Annotated in this window: 21 protein-coding genes; 8 read left to right on the top strand and 13 right to left on the bottom strand. The window is 68.2% G+C overall.

Features of this window, described 5'->3' with window-relative positions:
- Window positions 1-39 precede the first annotated feature (39 nt).
- A complete protein-coding gene (locus HDA44_RS27135; protein ID WP_184830484.1) occupies window positions 40-1,275 on the top strand; it encodes an IS30 family transposase in 1,236 nt (411 codons plus the stop codon).
- A 71-nt stretch (window positions 1,276-1,346) separates the two neighbouring features.
- Here the strand turns inward: HDA44_RS27135 and HDA44_RS27130 are convergent, their stop codons facing one another.
- From HDA44_RS27130 to HDA44_RS27120, 3 genes are all read right to left on the bottom strand, one after another.
- Window positions 1,347-2,186: a DpnII family type II restriction endonuclease gene (locus HDA44_RS27130; RefSeq protein WP_184839138.1), complete on the bottom strand. Its 840-nt coding sequence runs from the start codon at window positions 2,184-2,186 to the stop codon at window positions 1,347-1,349.
- Between the two features lie 9 nt (window positions 2,187-2,195).
- The gene (locus HDA44_RS27125) at window positions 2,196-3,257 is read right to left on the bottom strand and encodes a DNA adenine methylase (RefSeq protein ID WP_202887588.1); all 1,062 of its coding nucleotides are present in this window, start codon (window positions 3,255-3,257) and stop codon (window positions 2,196-2,198) included.
- A 109-nt stretch (window positions 3,258-3,366) separates the two neighbouring features.
- Entirely contained in the window at window positions 3,367-4,029 is a 663-nt protein-coding gene (locus HDA44_RS27120; RefSeq protein ID WP_184839136.1) for a Type 1 glutamine amidotransferase-like domain-containing protein, read from the bottom strand.
- A 429-nt stretch (window positions 4,030-4,458) separates the two neighbouring features.
- Between HDA44_RS27120 and HDA44_RS27115 the strand changes: the two genes are divergently transcribed.
- A complete protein-coding gene (locus tag HDA44_RS27115) occupies window positions 4,459-5,100 on the top strand; it encodes a LysE family translocator (protein WP_184839134.1) in 642 nt (213 codons plus the stop codon).
- Between the two features lie 11 nt (window positions 5,101-5,111).
- On the opposite strand, the gene HDA44_RS27110 is transcribed toward HDA44_RS27115, so the two are convergent.
- The 4 genes from HDA44_RS27110 to HDA44_RS27095 are packed head-to-tail and all read right to left on the bottom strand — an operon-like array spanning window position 5,112 to window position 9,585.
- Window positions 5,112-6,467, bottom strand: coding sequence for an MFS transporter (locus tag HDA44_RS27110; protein WP_184839132.1), 1,356 nt, complete (start codon window positions 6,465-6,467; stop codon window positions 5,112-5,114).
- Window positions 6,468-6,511: 44 nt separating this feature from the next.
- Complete coding sequence (locus HDA44_RS27105) at window positions 6,512-6,880, bottom strand: DUF1304 domain-containing protein (protein WP_184839130.1); 369 nt, start codon at window positions 6,878-6,880, stop codon at window positions 6,512-6,514.
- A gap of 15 nt (window positions 6,881-6,895) precedes the next feature.
- Window positions 6,896-7,807 carry a phosphotriesterase family protein gene (locus tag HDA44_RS27100; protein ID WP_184839128.1) on the bottom strand — a complete coding sequence of 304 codons (912 nt, stop codon included), beginning with the start codon at window positions 7,805-7,807 and terminating at the stop codon, window positions 6,896-6,898.
- Between the two features lie 32 nt (window positions 7,808-7,839).
- A complete protein-coding gene (locus tag HDA44_RS27095; protein ID WP_272956442.1) occupies window positions 7,840-9,585 on the bottom strand; it encodes a DEAD/DEAH box helicase in 1,746 nt (581 codons plus the stop codon).
- A 227-nt stretch (window positions 9,586-9,812) separates the two neighbouring features.
- Here HDA44_RS27095 and HDA44_RS27090 point away from each other — a divergent pair, with 227 nt between their 5' ends.
- Window positions 9,813-10,322 carry a DinB family protein gene (locus tag HDA44_RS27090; protein WP_184839126.1) on the top strand — a complete coding sequence of 170 codons (510 nt, stop codon included), beginning with the start codon at window positions 9,813-9,815 and terminating at the stop codon, window positions 10,320-10,322.
- A 3-nt stretch (window positions 10,323-10,325) separates the two neighbouring features.
- Here the strand turns inward: HDA44_RS27090 and HDA44_RS27085 are convergent, their stop codons facing one another.
- From HDA44_RS27085 to HDA44_RS27075, 3 genes are read right to left on the bottom strand one after another with little or no spacing between them, the layout of a single operon-like run.
- Entirely contained in the window at window positions 10,326-10,994 is a 669-nt protein-coding gene (locus tag HDA44_RS27085) for a TetR family transcriptional regulator (protein ID WP_184839124.1), read from the bottom strand.
- Window positions 10,966-11,376 carry a DCC1-like thiol-disulfide oxidoreductase family protein gene (locus HDA44_RS27080; protein WP_184839122.1) on the bottom strand — a complete coding sequence of 137 codons (411 nt, stop codon included), beginning with the start codon at window positions 11,374-11,376 and terminating at the stop codon, window positions 10,966-10,968. Before HDA44_RS27080 ends, HDA44_RS27085 begins: the two co-directional genes overlap by 29 nt.
- Window positions 11,369-11,824, bottom strand: coding sequence for a hypothetical protein (locus HDA44_RS27075; protein WP_202887585.1), 456 nt, complete (start codon window positions 11,822-11,824; stop codon window positions 11,369-11,371). Before HDA44_RS27075 ends, HDA44_RS27080 begins: the two co-directional genes overlap by 8 nt.
- A gap of 139 nt (window positions 11,825-11,963) precedes the next feature.
- Between HDA44_RS27075 and HDA44_RS27070 the strand changes: the two genes are divergently transcribed.
- Together HDA44_RS27070 and HDA44_RS27065 are read left to right on the top strand one after the other, a co-directional pair.
- Complete coding sequence (locus HDA44_RS27070) at window positions 11,964-12,323, top strand: YybH family protein (RefSeq protein ID WP_184839120.1); 360 nt, start codon at window positions 11,964-11,966, stop codon at window positions 12,321-12,323.
- 144 nt (window positions 12,324-12,467) lie between these two features.
- Window positions 12,468-13,910 carry an ankyrin repeat domain-containing protein gene (locus HDA44_RS27065; RefSeq protein ID WP_184839118.1) on the top strand — a complete coding sequence of 481 codons (1,443 nt, stop codon included), beginning with the start codon at window positions 12,468-12,470 and terminating at the stop codon, window positions 13,908-13,910.
- On the opposite strand, the gene HDA44_RS27060 is transcribed toward HDA44_RS27065, so the two are convergent.
- Window positions 13,876-14,982, bottom strand: coding sequence for a calcium:cation antiporter (locus HDA44_RS27060; RefSeq protein WP_184839116.1), 1,107 nt, complete (start codon window positions 14,980-14,982; stop codon window positions 13,876-13,878). The two genes, HDA44_RS27065 and HDA44_RS27060, sit on opposite strands and share 35 nt — an antisense overlap.
- A gap of 64 nt (window positions 14,983-15,046) precedes the next feature.
- Between HDA44_RS27060 and HDA44_RS27055 the strand changes: the two genes are divergently transcribed.
- Entirely contained in the window at window positions 15,047-15,556 is a 510-nt protein-coding gene (locus HDA44_RS27055) for a GNAT family N-acetyltransferase (RefSeq protein ID WP_184839114.1), read from the top strand.
- A gap of 19 nt (window positions 15,557-15,575) precedes the next feature.
- Window positions 15,576-16,436: an SCO6745 family protein gene (locus tag HDA44_RS27050; protein ID WP_184839112.1), complete on the top strand. Its 861-nt coding sequence runs from the start codon at window positions 15,576-15,578 to the stop codon at window positions 16,434-16,436.
- Here HDA44_RS27050 and HDA44_RS27045 read toward each other — a convergent pair.
- Window positions 16,420-16,665, bottom strand: coding sequence for a hypothetical protein (locus tag HDA44_RS27045; RefSeq protein WP_184839110.1), 246 nt, complete (start codon window positions 16,663-16,665; stop codon window positions 16,420-16,422). The two genes, HDA44_RS27050 and HDA44_RS27045, sit on opposite strands and share 17 nt — an antisense overlap.
- Here HDA44_RS27045 and HDA44_RS27040 point away from each other — a divergent pair.
- The gene (locus tag HDA44_RS27040) at window positions 16,664-17,548 is read left to right on the top strand and encodes a Rossmann-fold NAD(P)-binding domain-containing protein (RefSeq protein ID WP_184839108.1); all 885 of its coding nucleotides are present in this window, start codon (window positions 16,664-16,666) and stop codon (window positions 17,546-17,548) included. The genes HDA44_RS27045 and HDA44_RS27040 overlap by 2 nt on opposite strands.
- Window positions 17,549-17,612: 64 nt before the next feature.
- Here HDA44_RS27040 and HDA44_RS27035 read toward each other — a convergent pair whose 3' ends face one another.
- A complete protein-coding gene (locus HDA44_RS27035) occupies window positions 17,613-18,500 on the bottom strand; it encodes a LysR family transcriptional regulator ArgP (RefSeq protein WP_184839106.1) in 888 nt (295 codons plus the stop codon).
- Window positions 18,501-18,523: the final 23 nt, after the last annotated feature.

The following is an 18,523-nucleotide window of genomic DNA, read 5'->3' as shown; positions in this document are numbered from 1 at the left end:
TCCAGTGGTCGAAGCAACGCCTGATGGAAGGTGTTGTGTATGCCGATGAGGTATCCGTACGGAGTGCGGGATGAGTTTTTCGCGCTGGTGGGTGGTGGGTGGTCGGTGCAGTCAGCGGCGTCGGCGGTCGGCGTGTCGTGGGATACGGGTTCGTTGTGGTGGCGAACATCGGGGCTTGTGGAGCCATCGTTGCGGCAGAACAGAGCTGGTGGGTTGCCGGGCAGCGTGCCGGCAGCAGTCCCGGGTGGGGTCGCGGGTGGGGTCGCGGGGACGCGAGCTCGGCGGCCGTTGACCAGTGAGGACCGGGCGGTGATCGCTGTGCTGTTACGGCAGGGGTTGTCGTATGCCGGGATCGGTGAGGCGATCGGGCGGGACAAGTCGGTGATCTGGCGTGAGGTGGCCCGCAATCGCGGCCGGGACGGGTCCTATTGGGCGCCGGTGGCTCACCGTGCCGCTCATGAGCGGCGGCGCCGGCCCAAGGAGTTCAAGCTGGCCGCCGATCCGGGGCTGTGCGCCCGGATCACCGGCTGGATGGACACCGGCTGGTCCCCGGGCCTGATCGCGGCAGTACTGCGCCGTGATCACCCCGGCGACAGCGCGCAGGAGAGGATGGCTCGTGTGTCGCACGAAACCATCTACCAAGCGCTGTATGTGCAGACCCGCGGCCAGCTGCGACAAGACCTGCACCGGCAGTTGAGCCTGCGCCGCACGGCCCGCAAACCCCGCGGCGGCGACCATCGCCAGGCCCGAAACCCGTACCGGGAAGCGTTCACGATCAGTCAGCGCCCCGCCGAGGCCACCGACCGTGCCGTGCCCGGACATTGGGAAGGCGACCTGATCATCGGCACCGGCAACCGCTCCGCGGTCGGCACACTCGTCGAGCGCACCACCCGGTTCACCATCTTGCTGCACCTGCCCGGCCAGCACGACGCCGACACCGTGGCCGAGACCATGATCACCCAGATGCGCACCCTGCCCGACCACCTGCGCCGCTCCCTGACCTGGGACCGCGGACGCGAACTAGCCGCCTACCGGCGCATCCAGCTCGATCTGAACATGCCTGTCTACTTCTGCGACCCCCACTCCCCCTGGCAACGCGGCACCAACGAGAACACCAACCGGCTCCTGCGGTTCTGGCTCACCAAAGGCACAGACCTGTCCACCCACACCGCCGCCAGCCTCGACCAGATCGCCACCACCCTCAACCAACGACCCCGCCCTACACTCAACCTCAAAACCCCAGCCCAAGCACTGGCCGAACTACTCGTTGCTTAGACCACTGGACCCCGCCAGGGTTCTCCAGTGGTGTGCGGGTGGAGAACTCCCAACACGAGTGGAGAACCTGCTCAGAGCAGGCGGCGGATGTGGGCGGCGTCCTCGACGTCGGCGCGGAACTGGTCGAGCGTGGCGAGGGTGTACATGCCGTTGATCTGCTGGCTTTCCCACAGTTTGTGGATTCGCTGCAGATCCCGGCGGCGGCTCTTCCAGCCGATGCCGTCGATGACCGCGTAAACGAACTGATGAGGCAGCCGCACGTCGGCCATTTCTTCGATTTCGCGGACGGCGTCGGTGAGTTTCGATCCGGTGGAGTCGAAACCCTTGGCCGCGACCACGATTGCCGCATCGGCGGCCCCCGGGATCACCAGGTCACACGGCGCATCGCGGTTGTTTCGGCCGACGAATCTGGTCCGGGTTTCGCAGGCCAGGCCGATGTCATGCGCGATCGCCTCGATTTCGTCCTCCACCTTGCGGCCGGAGGCTCCGGCGCGAACGGCGGTCGCCCGCGTACCGGCTCTGGCGACCAGGATGTCGCCGAAGCCGTACACCTTGTCGCGCTGCACCGTGACGAGCCGGATCAGATCGAATTCCTGGTCCATCATCTCGATCAGCCGGCGCGGCTGGTCTTTCGCCAGCAGATTCCACGACGACGTACCGAACTTGTCCTTGAGCGAATTCTTCAGCTTCTCCTGCGACAGCCCGACCGCGAGACCCAAGGCGGGCACCCAAGCGGGATGATCATGCGCCCATCGCGTCAGCGAATCGAGCGTGATCCCGGAGATCTGCTCCAGGCTCGCCGCGGCTTCCTTCAGCTCCGCCGCATGCGGTGTCGCCGCCGTCGGATCGACATGGGCGGTCAGGCGGCCGAGCGTCTCGAGGTACTCCTCGAACGTGGGAATGTTGGGCACGGACAAACCTCACCTGGCGATGAAAATGTACTCCGACACATCTCGTCGTTGCGCGGTGGAGTGCGTACCGAAGGAGTACTTGTGGTCGATTTCGCGCACTTCGATGTCGGACTTTACCGCTCCGAGCAGATCCTTGATGGTCCCGGCGTCGGGAATCGCGTTCGACGAGTACGACAGCACGATCGTCGAATCCTTGAATTGCTCGAAGGTACGACTCAGTGCGTCGACGATGGTCCGTTTGTAAGAGAACGGGGTGTACTTCTTTTCCAGCTTCTTCGTCTTGGTGTTCTCCATCAGCTTCTGGCCACGCCAGTACACCGACAGTCCTTCGAGGAAGTGATACCGCTTGATGTAGTCGTTGTCGTCACGCGGCGGCGCGTACGGCGGATCGAGGTACACCAGGTCGTAGCTCTTCGCCGGCAGGTCGAACACGTCACCGGATCGCGTCTGGCAGGTCTGGCCGCTGTTGAAGACCACCCGGTTGTAGTCCTCGACCCGCTCCCGGAAGTGGTCCCGGAGGGGCAAATGCAGATCGCGCCGGCCGTCGTCGTACCGCAGGTCGGTGAAGGTGAAAACGCCGCGTGGCTGCTTCCGGGCCGCGGCCAGCACCAAGGCCGAGATGGCGATCGCCTGCTTGTGACCCTTCAGCAGGTCGATGTGCGACCAGGCCGAGTCGAGGAACTCCCGATCCGCCGCGGTGAAGTACAGACCGTCGAAGGTACGCCGGATGAAGTCCCGATCGTCCGCCGGTTCTCCGCAGATCGTGTCCACCTCGGCCGCCGTGAGTTTCACCGTCTGATTGACGACCGTGGCACGGGTGATGGCGGACGGGAAGTTCAGGAAGTCGTTGGAGGTGACCTGGTACCCCTGCGCCTTCAAGAGGTACGAGACAACCCCGCTGCCCGCGAACGCATCCAGCGCCGTCGCGCCGTCGACGTCCGCGAAAGCCCGCGCGAGGTGCGGAAGCAGCTTGTACTTGGACCCCATGTACCGCAGCCGCGGAAACTGGACCGCCCGAGCAAGCGCACCCTCAATCATGTCCCGACTGCTGGTCGCTACGCTCACCGTCACCACTCCATCCTTGCGTAGGCCGCCGACACACCAACCACCGGCACGCCGCCGACCTGCTGGAGCCTGACAGGTTCTTACCTGCAGCGACCACGATAGAACATCTGTTCCCTTAAAATGCTCTCCACTGGCCTTCGGAGACGACCTCGATGGTGCCGTCGGTCACCTTGATGGCAGTCTGGTCGTCGATCGCGTACGCCGGACCCGCGATGCCGGCGGCCCAGCTTTCCGCGTCGGCCATGGTGTTTTCGGGCATGAGCTCGTGGTCGAGGTGCGGAAAGATCGAGAAGTCCACGACCCCGAGCGTGCGATCGTCCGGCGCGGACGGCCAGTTCACGAAGTCGTCACCGATCCGCGGTGTCATCACCATGCTGCCGGCGCTGACGCCGACCCAGACCGTCTCAGTCAGCGACGGCATCACTCGCGACAGGCCTGACTCCCGCATCCAGTGGCACAGGTACGTTGCATCGCCGCCGTCCACGAGCAGCACGTCGGCCTCTCGTACCCACGGCAGCCAGCGCTCCTCGCCGATGCTCGGTAGTGCGGTCAGCTCCAGTACACCCAAGGAGGCCCAGCCGAGGCCGGCCATCAGGTGCCAGGGAGGCGTGCCGGTCACAAAGCCGCGCACCGAGACCGGCCCGAGCATCGGGTGACCCCATTGCGCGGTCGGGATGCAGAGCGCACGGGACTCGGCGATCGGCTTGCCCAGCAATCCGACCAGCGCATCACGGATGCTCTCGTTCGTGATCCCTCCGGACGTAAGCAGAAGCTTCACAACACCTCCCGAGCCGAGTACGACGGTCTCAAACGGCCACCATTCACCTGTCCAACGAACCCTACGACCCGCTTCCGACAACCCGCCGAGAACTACAACCAGAACAGAGCGCAGGCCTGCTACCTGAGCGTCGGCCGGGTAGCCGAGCTCCGGCCGCTGCGGCCGGGTTGCCCCCTCAAGCGCAGGGTTGCCCGGTCAGATTCTCATGGGGCAACCCGTCATCTCAGGGGTCATGCTCCTGCAAGCACGCGAAGGCGGTCCCGGGCGCGAGCCGAGGTCCCGGGTGCGAGCCGGAAAGGGGTGTAGCAGGGGTGGGTGGGTACGCGGTGAGGAGTGGAGCGACGAATGGAGCGCTCGCCGAGCACGCGGGGTGGTTCTGGAAATGGGATGCATCTCCCCTAATCGTCAGCGCGCGATTATTCTGTTGGGATGCCGTCTGCCCATCATCTGATCGCCTTTGCGGTCACCGCGCTTGTCATCATCGTTGTCCCCGGTCCGAGTGTGTTGTTCATTGTCGGGCGGGCGCTTGCGGTTGGGCGGCGGGAGGCGGTGTTGACGATGGTTGGTAACACGCTGGGTGCCGCCGTGATGCTCGTGCTGATCGCGGCCGGGCTGGGTACGTTGATTGCCGCGAGCGCGATCGCCTTGACGATCGTGAAGCTTGGCGGTGCCGCGTACCTGATCTATCTCGGTGTTCATGCGTTCCGGACCAGGAAGTCCCTGGCTCAGGCGCTGGCGGGTGAGGCGCGGCCGAGCAGCGGGCGGAAGACGGTTCGGCAGGGGTTTCTGGTCGGGGTGACGAACGCGAAGACGGCGGTGTTCTTCGCCGCCGCGCTGCCGCAGTTCGTGGACAAGGGTGCGAGTAGCCCGGCGTGGGCGCAGATTCTGCTTTTCGGGCTGATCTTCACGCTGATCGCGCTCGCCTCGGACAGCATCTGGGCGTTCGTGGCCGGTACGGCGCGCGAGTGGTTCGCCCGCTCGCCGCGCCGGCTCGAGCTCGTCGGTGGTACCGGCGGCCTGATGATCATCGGACTCGGCACCAGCATCGCGATCAGCGGCTCCAAGGACTGAAAGAACACAGCTCAGGTACGGCGCCCGGCCGGCACTCCGAGCAGTGCAAGTACGGCGGGCAGCCCGAAGGCGACCAGGTACGCGGTCACGGCCGAATGCGGTTCCAGCGCGGCGAACAGCGAACCACCAATGGCGAGAATCGTTGCCGTAGACAATGAATCGCTGAGCTGCAGCGCCGAGCTGTTGGCGCCCTGCTGGTCCCGCTCGGAGTACTCCAGGACCAGCACGGACAGCGTCGGGAACACCGTGCCCATCCCGGCCCCGGTCAGGCTCCAACCAAGGATCGCGACCACCACCGGTACTCGCGGATCGAGCACCGACGCGGCGGCGATGATCCCGAGCACGATCGCGATCATCCCGGCCTGCAGGAACACCGCGTGTGAGAACGGCTGGGTCGGCCGGCCGCGGTACCAGGAGGCGGCGGTCCAGCTGAGCGCGCTGACGGTCAGTACCAGCCCGGCGAGCGACGGCGACAGGCCGCGTTCGCGGGTGAGCATCAGCGGCAGGAACACCTCCGCGCCGAACCCGGCGGCCGCGACCAAGCCGCGGAGCGCGATCACCGACGGCAGTCCGCGCCCGAGCGTGAACGTTCCGGCCGGCAGCAGCCGGGGCGCGAAGGCGATCACGCCGCCGAGCCCGATCACCAGCAGAACGATCTGGAGTACGCCGCGCTGCTGCCCGCCGAAATGCAGCAGCCCGACGCCGACCGCGGCCGCGATCGCCCACCCCGCGCGCCGGTTCCACAACTTCCCGGTACGAGGTTCATGCGCCTCGCCCCGGGCCAGACCGGGCCGCATCACCAGCGCCGCCGGAAGCGCGATCACCGGTACGGCAAGGAACACGAGCCGCCAGCTGGTGTGCTCGACGATCAGCCCGGCAATCGCGGGTCCGACCAACGAGGGTACGACCCAACCGGTCGCGAACGCGGCGAAGATCCGGGGCCGCAACCGCGCCGGGTAAAGGTGCCCGACGATGACGTACAGCGCGACCGTCAGCAGGCCGGAGCCGAAACCCTGGATGATCCGGCCGACGACCAGGACCTCCATCGACGGCGCGAACCCGGCGATCAGCAGGCCGCCGAGAAACCACGCGGTGCCGTGCCAGAGCGGTCGGGTCGGGCCTTTCAGGTCGCTCCAGGTGCCGGAGACAACCATCGCGACCACGCCGGAAGCAAGCGGTCCGCCGAACGCGAGCGCGTACAGGTGCAGGCCGTCGAGCGCCTGCGCGACCGTGGGCATCGCGGTCGCGACGGCAAGCGCCTCGAACGCGACCAGGGTGATCAGCGCGACCATCCCGACGCTCAGTGCACGGTACTGCGGGGAGAGGACGCCGCCCGTCTCGGTGACGGGCTCAGCAGCGGTGGTCATGCCGAGAACCTTCGGTCCTCAAGTGCACTTGAAGTCAAGCGAAACTAGAGCACCGCGGCAAGCACCAGCGCGAGAATCGGCGGTACGGCCTGGGTGGCCGCCGCGCGCACCATCCGGCGGTCGGAGGCAACCAGTACGATGCCCGCGCCGGCCATGCACGCGCACGCGAACAGCGCGATCGCATGCCCTTTGTCGCCGCCCCACACCAGCCCGCCAAGCGCGCCGACGGCCAGGAAGAGGTTGTAGAAACCCTGATTGAACGCCCACGGCCGCGCCGCCGTCATCTCGGCATCGTCCTTGACCAGAAACCGCCGGTACGTGGCCGGCTTGCGGAACAGCACGCTCTCCAGCACGAAGACGGCAACGTGGAACACCCCGGCGACCACCACGAACACCTGCGCGATCACGCTCATGCTCGGAAGGTACCGCTACTGCCGCCAATCGGTGGCGAAGGCGCGCGCCGGGTTGGTCCGGAACACGGCGTCCGCGACGTCGGCACCGAAATGCCGGCTGATCCGCGGCCGGAGGTGGGTCAGCAGGTACGGCATCCCCGGTCCTTCTCCGGTCGCGGCCCGCGCGCGAGCGGTCGTGGTGTCGCCACCGAGTAGCAACCGGTCGGCATACCCGGCGTCGATCAGCGCGGCCAGGCAGTCGGTCAGCCGCGGGTCGGTCGCGTGGTTGGCCCGCGACGGCCCGTCGAACGCCAGCCACGCGCCGCGCGCCGCCAGCTCGCGATGCAGCCGGTGGTCGGGGAAGCGGTTGAGGTGCCCGAGGATGACCGCCGCCGGGTGCACGTCGAGCCGGTCGACCAGCAAGTCGAGTACGGCGTCCGCCGCGGACCCGAGCTCGTGATGTACGGCGATCGGCGCGTTCGTCGCATGATGTGCTTCCGCCGCGGCGCGGATCACCCGCTCCGCGTGCGCGTCGAGTACGTGGAAGCCGGATGCGACCTTGATCAGCCCGGCCCGGACCGGCGTGTCGCCGATGCCGACGGTGAGCTCGCGGACGAACAGCTCGGCCAGCCGATCCTGCACCTTGTCGACGTACCCCTCGGGGTAGTGCTCGGCGCGGTGCAGGCCGGTGGCTGCGACGATCGCGACACCGGTGCGGGTGGAGATCTTGGGCAGCGCGGCGGCCCGGCGGTTCAGGCCGTGCGGTGTCCATTGCACGATCGCCTGACCGCCGGCGTCCGCGAACGCCCGTACCTCCGCGATTGCGGCCGCCTCGTCATCCAGCTCCTGCCCGGGCAGTGCCGCGGACCGGAAGAACAGGTGGTCGTGCGAGTCGCAGACCCCCAGCGCTCCCGGCACCAGGTCGTTCAGAACCGTTCGAATCCGCATCGGTCCCCCGCTGTCAGCTCACTGACGGCGCACTAGGCCGCCTGTTGTCCGCTGGCGCGACGGCGGCGTCCACGGCGGGCTGGGCGGCGACCAGGTCCACCGGCGCGACCGCCTCCGGCACGTGCGCCACCCTGATTGCCGGCCGGCGCTTGCTTGCCGCGTGTCGGCTTGGCCGGCGCGTCCTTCGGCGGCGGCGCGACGTACGTACGCTCGCCGGGCGCCAGCTCGGACAGCAACGGGTGGTCGGCGGCGACCTTGGTGGTCTTCGGCGCGATGCCGGCCTTCTTGGTCAGGTCGCGGACATCCCGCACCTGCTCGTCGGTCATCAGCGTGACGACCGTACCTTCGGCGCCGGCGCGGGCAGTCCGGCCGGAGCGGTGCAGGTACGCCTTGTGCTCGATCGGCGGGTCCGCGTGGATCACCAGCGTGACACCGTCGACGTGAATCCCGCGGGCCGCGATGTCGGTGGCGACCAGCGTCCGGGCCGTACCGTCCGCGAAGGCTTCGAGATTCCGCGTACGGGCGCCCTGGGACAGGTTTCCGTGCAGCTCGACAGCCGGTACGCCCTGGGCGATCAGCTTCTTGGTAAGAGCCTTGGCGCCGTACTTGGTCCGGGTGAAGACGAGCGAACGCCCCGGCGCGGCGGTCAGGTCGACCAGGACCGGGAGCCGCGCGTCGGACTGCACGTGCAGCACGTGGTGCGTCATCTTCGCGACCGGTGAACGGGCCGAGTCGACGCTGTGCGTGACCGGGTCGGTCATGAAGCGGCGGACCAGCACGTCGACACCGGCGTCCAGCGTGGCGGAGAACAGCAGCCGCTGCGCATCCGCCGGAGTCGCCTCGAGAATGCGGCGGACGGCCGGGAGGAACCCGAGATCGGCCATGTGGTCGGCCTCGTCGAGGACGGTGATCCGCACCGCGTCGAGCCGGACGTGACCGGCCTGCAGGTGGTCCTCGAGCCGGCCCGGGCAGGCGACGACGATGTCCGCGCCCTTGCGCAGGCCGTTGATCTGCGGGCCGTGGCCGACGCCGCCGAAGATCGTCATCGAGCGCAGGCCGAGCCTCTCCGCGAGCGGGGTGATCGAGGCCTGGATCTGGGTCGCGAGCTCACGCGTCGGCGCCAGGATCAGCGCGCGGGGGTGGTTCGGACGGCGGTTGCCGCCGTCGGCGGCCAGCCGGGCCAGGACCGGCAGGACGAAGGCATACGTCTTACCGGAGCCGGTGCGGCCGCGCCCGAGAACGTCCTTTCCGGCCAGTGAGTCCGGCAGCGTGGCCGCCTGGATCGGGAACGGCTTCTCCACGCCGGCCGCGGACAGGGCGCTCACCAGCACCTTGGGCAGGCCGAGCTCGGCGAACGTTCTGTTGTCTGAGGCAACCACTTCGGGCTGCTCACCGAGGGCGTCGAAGTCGTTGCTGTCAGCAACCTCGACGAGCTCGGCAGCCTTCGTGGCCTTGGTGGTCTTGGCACCCTCGGCAGGCTTGGCGGCCGAGGTCTGCCGGTTCCGGCCGGCGCCACCACGACGCCGACGCCGACGCGCGGGCGCACCGGCCGAATCGGCAGCGGCACCCGAAGAAGCGGCGGCACCGGGAGAAGCGGCGGCACCGGGGGAAGCGGATGCACCGGACGAGGCGGATGCGGTGGAAGCGGCGGGCGCACCGCCAGAACGGCTGGAACCGCGCGGAGCGCTGGAACCGTTGCCGTCGGCGGTTGGGGCGCTGAAGAGCTTGTTGGTGGACTGGTTGGGCGTGCGTGTGTCAGTGGGGCGGCGGACCGCCATAGGTACTCCAAAGTCAAAGGGGTCGTCCTGCCCGGCGCGGCCCTACGGCCGCGGCGCGTGGTGGTCGACTGCTGGCGCAATGTGATTGCGCAACCGGCCCGAGGCAGAACTGGGCGGGCCGTCACGAACAGTTTACGGCACCGGAGATCAGTACACCCCCGCTTATCCACAGGACACTTCTCACACACCTGTCGCACCACACCCGCCGTACACGCTAGGTTCACCGCATGACGGAAGAGTTTCGGGTCGATCCGCCGCCGGTCGCGGACGAGCGCGTACTGCTTCGGAGCTTCCTCGACTACCAGCGTGGCACCCTGCTCTGGAAGCTGTCCGGCCTGACCGCCGAACAGCTCGTCCAGCGGGCCGTGGACCCGTCGAGCATGTCGCTGATCGGCCTGGTCAGGCACCTGAGCGAGGTGGAGAAATACTGGTTCCACCGCGCCCTGGCCGACCACCCGTCGGCACCGAAGTACTGGTCCAACGAGTATCCGGACGGCGATTTCGACCTGGTCGATCCCGCTCAGGCCGAGCAGGACCTGGATGACTTTCGCGCGATCGTGAAGACCTCGGACGACCTCGCCGCACAGTACGACCTGGATGCCACGTTCATCCGCCCGGGCCACGATTCCGCGTACTCGTTGCGCTATCTCTACCTCCACCTGATCGAGGAGTACGCGCGCCACAACGGCCACGCCGATCTGCTCCGGGAGCGGCTGGACGGCGCCGTCGGCGAGTGAGCGTCAGGGCTTGATCGAGCGGATCAGGCCGACCAACTCGTTCGTCACGCCGCGTACGCCGGGGATGCGGGTCAGGCGAAGCAGCCGGTCGACGAGAGGTACCACGCGGTTCACGAGGGTCCTGGTACGCCGGACGTCCGCGCTCTGATCGTGTACCCAGAAGAGCACGACGCCCATCTGGAGTAGCCAGAGCAGTTCAGGTAGTTCGTCGCGCAGGTCCGCCGGTATTTTGAGGTCCGATCCCTCGACCACCCGCCGGAAGATCTCGATACTCGCCTCGCGAGCCGGCCGTGACTCGTCACTGAACGGCGACAAAGGACTCTTCGGGTCGGCCGCCGTCTTGAAGAACGTGCCGGCGAACTCGTGGTACGGCGCCGCCACGTCCAACCACGTCAGCAGTACGCCCGTCATCCGCGGCACGAACGCCTTTTCGGCCGCGAGCACCGACTCGACCGCTTCCCGATGCTGGTCCTGGAGCAGGTCGTAGTACGCCTGCATCAGGTGGTCCTTGGAGCCGTAGTAGTAGTACGCGTTGCCGACCGAGACCCCCGCTTCGGTGGCGATCGCGCGCATCGTGGTCTTCCCGTACCCCTGCTCCCGGAACAACCGCAGCGCGGTCGACAGGATCAGCTCGCGCGTCTGCTCACCCTTGGCGGTCGCACTGTCCGTCACACTCGTCAGCGTAGTCACCTCCACTCAACCGCCGCAGCCCCGCGGCCGCCTGCACCATCGCCTTCGCCACCGGCCGCATCGCCGGGCTCGCGAGACGTACCGCCGTGTGCCTGTGCTCCCCCGTGGCCCACAGGCACACGATCCAGGCCCGGTCACCGACGTACACGGAACCGTCGTCGGCGATCACCGTCACCTCACGCAACGTCGCCGCGTGGTCCAGCTCCGGGTAGCGCGCCCGCGCGTCCGCCGACCCCGCCACGACGAACCGCAGGCGCACCACCCCGCCTTCCCCGTCCGGCGCCGGCCGCTGCGCCGCCAGCCAGCTCTTGAACCGCCGGCACACCGGGCAGTGGTCGTCGTACAGGACCGTCAACTCACGCACGCCCGGGTCCCCAGTACCCGGCCTGGGCCGCCTGCTCGTTCATCGTCAGCGGCGGCATCGGGGTCACGTCGTTCGGCGGTACCGGCGGGTGGCTCAGGCTGTCGAGCCGGCTGCGGGTGCGGATCTTGTTGAAGATCCAGACGTTCGACAGGTGCACCAGCCCGAGCACCAGCATCACGATCCCGAGTTTCACGCTCAGTTGCTCGAAGACTCCGCTCGCGTCCAGCACCGCGCGGTCGCTGCGCAGGAACAGCGTCACGAACCCGAGGTTGAGCAGGTAGAACCCGACCAGCAGCAACCGGTTCACCGCGTCGGCGAAGGCCTCGTTCCCGTGGAACACGTCGATCAGGAAGATCTTGCCATTCCGGCTCAGCGTTCGCGCCACCCAGATCGTCAGCGGCACCGCGATCAGCAGGTAGATCAGGTACGTCGTCACCGTCAGGTTCATTCTCGTCCCCACTTCTTGAACACGTTCAATTCTGTTGCCACCGACCGTACGCCGACGTTTTGAACATGTTCAAGTACGCCTTGACGTGATCTGGGTCTCGGCTGGGGCAGGATGGCGGCATGACGTGCTGGGTCAGCGCATGAAGGAGAAGGACCTCGACCGGTGGGTCGAGCGCTACCGGAAGGCGTGGGAGAGCAACGATCCCGCGCACGTCGCCGCGCTCTGGACCGAGGACGCCGCCTGGTACCGGCGTCCGGACGAACCGCCGGTACTCGGCCGGGACGCGATCGTCAGCGCCTGGCTCGAGGTCGCGGACGGCCCCGGTGAGACGACGTTCGAGTACGAGGTGCTCGGGTTCGGTGACGGGGTCGGGTTCGTCCGCGGCTGGACCACCTATCTGACGAATCCGCCGTCCGAGTTCAGCAACCTCTGGGTGATCCGGCTGGACAAGGACCGCGCGCACGAGTTCACCGAGTGGTGGATGGAAAAGCCGCTGTGAGCTACTCTCGACGGAGGCGCGCAGGGCGCCACCGGTCCGCGGGAAGGGCTCAGCCCACCTGAATGCTTGACGCCGTGTGACCTCGATTCACCTCCTTTCTCGCCTGACGACGCGGACAGCAGGCTCGTAGAGAGGAGGTCGGCGATGCCGACCCGAAACCTTCCGGACGACCCGCACCTGGACCATCTGCGCGGTCAGGCCAAGTCCCTGCTCAAGAACGTCCGCGCCGGCGACGGCGCCGCGCTCGCGCTGGCCGGCGAGTTCCATCCGGTGCTGACGCTGGCCGATGCCCAACTGGTGATCGCCCGTAGCTATGGCTTCCCGAGCTGGCCGCGGATCGTCCGCCATCTGGAGCTGGTCGACCGGTACAGTCGTTGGCCGCACCGACAGTCCGTCGGTGGCCCGCTCGACACGCCGGAGCAGCGCGCCGACGAGTTCCTCCGGCTGGCCACGCTGCACTACGGGCAGGACGATCCGGCCCGGCAGCAGTCCGCAAGAGCGTTGCTCGACCGGTTCCCGGACATTGCCCGAAGCAACATCTACACCCAGGTCGTCGCGGGCGACCTGGACGGCGTACGCGCCAACTTGGCGCAATCGGCCGTCGAAGGTGGACCGTACCGCTGGGAACCCTTGCTGTACCTCACGTACAGTCGCCTCGACGCGCCGAACCAGCTCGAAATCGCCCACCTGCTGCTGGCGAACGGCGCGGACCCGAACGCGGGCTATCTCTGGCAGGGCCTGCCCTCGCCGTTCACCGCGCTCACCGGCGTGTTCGGGCGGGGCGAGGGCGATCAGCCGCCACACCGCGACCGGGTCGAGCTCGCGCGGCTCCTCCTCGACGCGGGCGCCGACGCGAACGACAGCCAGACCATGTACAACTGCGGTCCCGGCTGTCCGCCGCCGTACGACGACGTACACCTGGAGCTCCTGCTCGAATACGGCCTCGGCCGAGGTGACGGCGGTCCGTGGCACGAGCGGATGACAACCGCGCATCCGACGCCACAGCAACTGCTAGAGGACGAGCTGCTGTTCGCGTCGTCGGCCGGCCTGTTGCATCGGGTCGAGCTGGTACTTGCCCAAGGCACCGACCCGGAGGGCGTCGGTACGAAGCACCCGGTGTTCGGCGGCGACCGGCCGTACGAGCTGGCAGCGGTTCAAGGGCACACGGAGATCGCCGAGTTGCTCCGCGCCCGCGGTGCGGCACCACTGGACCAGCTGCACGAGGTGTACGCGGCGGCGATGCGTGGCGAGACGACGGAGGTCGAGCCCGAGTTGGCTGCCCGTGCGGTGGCGCGCCGGCCGGACCTGCCCGTACGCGCCGCCGAGATCGGCCGGACCGAGGCGCTGGAACCATTGCAGCGGCTCGGATTCGACCTGGTCCAGGTCTGTTCCGGTGCCGCGCCGATCCATCGCGCGGCCCTGAACGGTCAGCTGGCGACCGTCCGGAAGCTGATCGAGCTCGGCGCCGACCCCGAACTACGCGATCCCAACTATCACGGCACCGCGCTGAGCTGGGCCGAACACGGTGGCCGGCAGGCGGTCGCCGAGTACCTCAGGGGCTTACCGCGAGGAACAGGAACGCGCTGAACACGGCGAGGTGAGTAGCACCCTGGAGCAGCGTGGCCCGGCCGGTGGAGAGCGTGAACAGACCGGTCACGACCGTCAGCGCGAACAGCACCATCTCCTTGCCGCCGAGGCCGAGCACGAGCGGCCCCTTCAGCCAGATGGAGGCGATCGCGATCGCCGGGATGGTCAGGCCGATGCTGGCCAGGGCCGAGCCGAGCGCCAGGTTGAGGCTGGTCTGGAGACGGTCCCGCAGTGCGGCCCGCACCGCGGCGATCGTCTCCGGCAGCAGCACCAGCAGCGCGATCACGACACCGACCACCGGGAGCGGCAGCCCGGCCGTCTCCACCGCGGACTCGAGGTTCGGTGAGACGGTCTTGGCGAGCCCGACCACCGACACCAGACAGACCAGCAGCATGCCGAGACTGAGCAGCGCGGTCGCCGAACTCGGCGCCGCGGCGTGATGTTCCTCGTCCTCGTCGGTGTCACCGTCGGCGCCGGCCGGAAGGAAGTAGTCCCGGTGCCGGATCGTCTGGATGAACACGAAGACGCCGTACATCACCAGGGAGGTGACACCGGCGAACGCGAGCTGCGCCGAGCTGAACTGCGGGCCTGGCGCGCTCGTGGTGAACGTCGGCAGGACCAGGCTCAGCGTCACCAGCGCGGTCATCACCGACAACGCCGAGTACGACGCCTGGACCCGGAACGTCTGCACGCGATGCCGGAGCGAGCCGACGACCAGCGCCAGCCCGAGGATGCCGTTCGAAGTGATCATCACCGCCGCGAACACGGTGTCCCGGGCCAGCGTCGCCGCCTTGTCCCCGCCGGCCGAGGCCATCAGCGTGACGATCAGCGCGACCTCGATGATCGTCACCGCGAGCGCGAGAATCAGCGTACCGAACGGTTCGCCGACCCGGTGCGCGACGACCTCCGCGTGGTGGACGGCGGCGAACACCGCGGCGCCCAGCCCGGCGCAGACCAGGATCAGCAGCACCGCGCCCAGATCGCGGTGCCAGGACAGCACGAGGTCGAGAAACGCGAGCGCCGGCACGACCAGCGTCCAGCGCGGCAGCCCCTGGATCACAGATTTGCTCATCCCCAGACAGCCTATCCGTAATCTGCTTGGCTTCCCGTGAACACCGGGTGATGCTTCTCCCATCATGAGTGTTGAGATCAGATCCGCGACCGCTGCCGACTGGCCGGCCATCTGGCCGTTCTTCCACGACATCGTCACCGCGCGCGAGACGTACACGTATGACCCGGAGCTGACCGAGGAGCAGGCCCGGGCGATCTGGATGACACCGTCCAGCTCGCCGCTGAGCCGGACCACGGTCGCGGTCGATGCCGACGGCACCGTTCTCGGCAGCGCGAACATGTACCCGAACAAGCCCGGCCCCGGCGCGCACGTGGCCAGCGCGAGCTTCATGGTCGACGGCAAGGCCCGTGGTCGCGGCGTCGGGCGGGCGCTCGGCGAGGACATGATCGCCTGGGCCGGGCGGTCCGGGTTCCGGTCGATCCAGTTCAATGCCGTCGTCGAGACCAACGAGTCGGCCGTACACCTCTGGCAGGCGCTCGGCTTCCGGATCATCGGCACGGTGCCGGAGACGTTCGACCACGCCAAGCTCGGGTACGTCGGATTGCACGTGATGTACCGTCCGTTGCAGAGCTGATCCTCGCTGGGAGGGCCGGATGACCGACAACCGCGCGCGCCGGATGTGGAAGACCCTCGAGCCGTACCACGCGATCACGTACTTCGCGCCGGAGACGCGGCAGGCGACCGACGCCGCCGGTCTCAAAGGCGGCTGGATGAGCTACTTCGGGTGCCGCGCGGCGCCGCTCGGGGCGGTCGGTCCGGAGCTGGTCGCGGCGGTGTTCTACAACTTCCATCCGGCGATGGTCAGGCGGTCGATTCCGGACGCTTGGGGTTACGCCACGCCGGAGCAGTTGCTCGATGTACGCCTAACCGCCGTGGACGCCGCGATCCACCGGCTGTTCGCTGAGGGCGGGTTCGGCAGCGGGCGGTTGGGGCGGGCCGCGGAGGTGGCTCGGCGGGCGGCGGAGGTGGCGCCGGTTGCCGGGCGGCCGTTGGCGGCGGCGAACAGCGCGCTGGACTGGCCGACCGAGCCGCATCTGGTCCTTTGGCAGGCGACCACGATCCTGCGCGAGTCACGCGGCGACGGCCATGTCGCCGCGCTGGTCGCCGCGGAGCTCACTCCCTGCCAGGCGCTGGTGACAATCTCCGCGGCAGGCGGTCCGGCGAAGGAGATTCTCCAGCTCAACCGCCGCTGGAGCGACGAAGAGTGGGCGGCCGCCGAGGACGATCTGCGTACGCGTGGACTGCTCGACGCCGCCGGCGCACTCACCGACGCCGGACGCACCGTACGCCGGCAAGTCGAAGACACGACCGACGCGCTGGCCGACCAAGGATGGCGCGCCCTCGGCGACGACCTGACGGCCGAGTTGCACGACCTGGTCAGCCCACTCAGCGCCGTACTGATGTCGGCCGGCCTGATCCCGCCCGACAACCCGATGGCTATGCGCTGGGACTGACCCGGTCGGCCAGCGTACGAAGAGAACGGGCGAGCTGATCGCCGGTGGGCGCGCTCCCCGGATCGAACATGTTGAGCGCGACCACGCCGAGCAGGATGGCCTGTAGCAACGTGCCGATCTCCTCGACCTGCTCCGGATCAGCCGCCGGGCCGACGCCACCGAACAGCTGAGCAAGCCCTTCGCGCGCCTCGAACCGCATCTTCGACAGGTCGGACACCAGCTCCGGCATGGTCGCCCCCAAACTGAGCACCTCGAACTGCGCCGCCCACAAGGCCCGCAACCGCGGATTCTCCAGACTCCCCGCAACCTGCCCCCAAGCCGCGACGAACCGCTCCCGCGCACCCCCCCCCCGCCGTCGCACTGCCTGGGTCCGCCGTCGCGTACGCCACCGCGGCATCCGCATCGCGCGGCACGCCGGCGGCTTCGTTCGGGCCGGCCGCGCCGCTGACCTCGGCAGGCTCGCCGCGACCACGTCGACCGAGGCGTTCAGCGGCGAGCTGGAGATCCTCCGTGGCGATCTCGTCGACATCCTGTCCGAGCGCACCGCCGGCACGACGGAGTACATCTTCGATGATTCGATCGCCGAGCTGAGCCAAGACGATTCAGGTGTCGACGTGGTGTTCGCCGGCGGTGTCACCCGGCGGTTCGACCTGGTCATCGGCGCGGACGGGTTGCACTCGAACGTACGCCGCCTGGCGTTCGGACCGGAGTCGTCGTACGTGCGCGACCTCGGGTACTACGCGTCGATCTGCACGGTGGACAACCATCTCGGCCTGGACCACACCGGTCAGATCCTGAACGTCCCCGGCAAGACCGTCGGCATCTACAGCGCCCGGAACAACACCGAGGCAAAGGCGTTGTTCTACTTCGCTTCGCGGGCATCGGCTGGGAGGTACCGACGCTGCTCGACGGACTGCGTACCGCGCCGGACTTCTACTTCGACTCGGTCAGCCAGGTCGAGCTCGACAGCTACTCCCGCGGCCGGGTCGCGCTGGTCGGTGACGCCGGATACTGCGCCTCACCGCTGTCGGGGATGGGTACGAGCCTGGCGGTCGCCGGGGCGAAATGGTTCGTCCCGGCGAGCAAATGGTTCATCAAGGTGCGTGATCTGACCTTTCGGCTGATGCCGTACCTGCCGTCGCGGAACATGATTCGGGACATGTCACGCGATCGAGCTCAGGACGTACGAAGACCGGCGGCCGCGGCGCGCAGTACCGCTGCCGTGAGGGCGTCGAGAATGCCGGACTCGAGCTTCCAGTGCTGCCAGTACAGCGGTACGTCGATGTGCTTGCCGGGGGCAACCTCTACCAGGCGGCCGGCGGCGATTTCGGTGTCGGCCACCTGGTCTTCGATCATGCCCCAGCCGAGCCCGATCCGGACCGCCTCGTGGAACGGCGCGGACGCCGGGATCGCGTGTGCCGGCGGGTCGAGTTTGCGCCGGGTCACCTTGCGGAGCAGACGATGCTGCAGGACGTCCTTCTCGTTGAACACCACCATCGGCGCCTCGGCAAGTGCCTCCGGCAACGATTTCCCGGTCAGCCAGCGCTCGGCGTACTCGGGCGTGGCGAGCGGCAGGTAGCGCATCCAGCCGAGGCGTACGACGCGACAACCCTGTACCGGACGTGGATCCGCGGTGACAGCAGCGAGCACCGTGCCGTTGCGCAGGTACTCCGCGGAGTGCTCCTCGTCCTCCTGATGCACCAAGAACCGCGCGTTGTGGGTACGCGACAGGTCAGCCATCGCGGGCAGGAACCAGTTGTTCAGCGAGTCGGCATTCACCGCGATCGGGATGCGCAGCGCGTCGACCGTGCCGCGTACGGCGGCGATCGCCTCGACCTCGAGCAGTGCCACCTGCCGCGCCAGCCGGAGCAGCGCCGCACCCGCCGCGGTCGCCCGGGCCGGCTTGCCGCGCATCACGACCACCTGCCCGAGGCGGCTCTCCAGCGCCTTGATCCGCTGACTGACCGCCGACGGCGTCACCCGCAACCGCCGCGCGGCCGCGTCGAAACTGCCCTCGTCGAGAACCGCGACGAACGTCTCGAGCTGCACGGAGTCGAACTGCATGATGAAGTAATCCTAATGCACCG

The organism is Kribbella solani, assembly GCF_014205295.1.
Classification (GTDB): Bacteria; Actinomycetota; Actinomycetes; order Propionibacteriales; family Kribbellaceae; genus Kribbella; species Kribbella solani.
This window is presented reverse-complemented; position numbering and strand designations above follow the sequence as displayed.

What these genes read in the sequence shown, in the direction of transcription:
- HDA44_RS27045 (WP_184839110.1), bottom strand. Translation starts at nt 16,665, where the DNA reads ATGCCGGAGCTGGTGTCCGACCTGTCGAAGATGCGGTTCGAGGCGCGC.
- HDA44_RS27100 (WP_184839128.1), bottom strand. Translation starts at nt 7,807, where the DNA reads ATGCGGATTCGAACGGTTCTGAACGACCTGGTGCCGGGAGCGCTGGGG.
- HDA44_RS27060 (WP_184839116.1), bottom strand. Translation starts at nt 14,982, where the DNA reads ATGAGCAAATCTGTGATCCAGGGGCTGCCGCGCTGGACGCTGGTCGTG.
- HDA44_RS27095 (WP_272956442.1), bottom strand. Translation starts at nt 9,585, where the DNA reads ATGGCGGTCCGCCGCCCCACTGACACACGCACGCCCAACCAGTCCACC.
- HDA44_RS27035 (WP_184839106.1), bottom strand. Translation starts at nt 18,500, where the DNA reads ATGCAGTTCGACTCCGTGCAGCTCGAGACGTTCGTCGCGGTTCTCGAC.
- HDA44_RS27110 (WP_184839132.1), bottom strand. Translation starts at nt 6,467, where the DNA reads ATGACCACCGCTGCTGAGCCCGTCACCGAGACGGGCGGCGTCCTCTCC.
- HDA44_RS27075 (WP_202887585.1), bottom strand. Translation starts at nt 11,824, where the DNA reads ATGAACCTGACGGTGACGACGTACCTGATCTACCTGCTGATCGCGGTG.
- HDA44_RS27050 (WP_184839112.1), top strand. Translation starts at nt 15,576, where the DNA reads ATGACCGACAACCGCGCGCGCCGGATGTGGAAGACCCTCGAGCCGTAC.
- HDA44_RS27115 (WP_184839134.1), top strand. Translation starts at nt 4,459, where the DNA reads ATGCCGTCTGCCCATCATCTGATCGCCTTTGCGGTCACCGCGCTTGTC.
- HDA44_RS27105 (WP_184839130.1), bottom strand. Translation starts at nt 6,880, where the DNA reads ATGAGCGTGATCGCGCAGGTGTTCGTGGTGGTCGCCGGGGTGTTCCAC.
- HDA44_RS27070 (WP_184839120.1), top strand. Translation starts at nt 11,964, where the DNA reads ATGAAGGAGAAGGACCTCGACCGGTGGGTCGAGCGCTACCGGAAGGCG.
- HDA44_RS27090 (WP_184839126.1), top strand. Translation starts at nt 9,813, where the DNA reads ATGACGGAAGAGTTTCGGGTCGATCCGCCGCCGGTCGCGGACGAGCGC.
- HDA44_RS27040 (WP_184839108.1), top strand. Translation starts at nt 16,664, where the DNA reads ATGGTCGCCCCCAAACTGAGCACCTCGAACTGCGCCGCCCACAAGGCC.
- HDA44_RS27055 (WP_184839114.1), top strand. Translation starts at nt 15,047, where the DNA reads ATGAGTGTTGAGATCAGATCCGCGACCGCTGCCGACTGGCCGGCCATC.
- HDA44_RS27065 (WP_184839118.1), top strand. Translation starts at nt 12,468, where the DNA reads ATGCCGACCCGAAACCTTCCGGACGACCCGCACCTGGACCATCTGCGC.
- HDA44_RS27135 (WP_184830484.1), top strand. Translation starts at nt 40, where the DNA reads ATGCCGATGAGGTATCCGTACGGAGTGCGGGATGAGTTTTTCGCGCTG.